Source organism: Bacillus cereus group sp. BfR-BA-01441 (assembly GCF_022663075.1).
GTDB lineage: Bacteria > Bacillota > Bacilli > Bacillales > Bacillaceae_G > Bacillus_A > Bacillus_A cereus.
In genome coordinates this window covers 1-282 of record NZ_JAKUEU010000322.1, presented here as the reverse complement: position 1 = coordinate 282, position 282 = coordinate 1, and the positions used below count along the sequence as shown (strand labels likewise).

The following is a 282-nucleotide window of genomic DNA, read 5'->3' as shown; positions in this document are numbered from 1 at the left end:
GAATTCCCATTCCGGTCCCTGAACCAGTAGGCCCAGGTGGTCCTGGTGGTCCTTGAATCCCTTGTACACCTTGAGGTCCTTCCGGTCCTTCTGGTCCTTCCGGCCCCTGAAGTCCTTCTACACCTTGAGGTCCTTGAGGCCCTTCCGGCCCTTCCGGTCCCTGAATCCCTGGCACACCTTGAGGTCCTTCCGGTCCTTCTGGTCCTTCCGGCCCCTGAATTCCTGGCACACCTTGAGAACCCTGAGCGCCTCTAGGTCCAGGAAATCCTCTAGGTCCAGTGG

The 282-nt window shown here is 59.6% G+C and carries 1 pseudogene; it reads right to left on the bottom strand.

Annotation, left to right across the window (positions count from 1 at the left end):
- Window positions 1-282, bottom strand: a pseudogene (locus MR107_RS30710) (YVTN family beta-propeller repeat-containing protein); the annotation flags it as partial.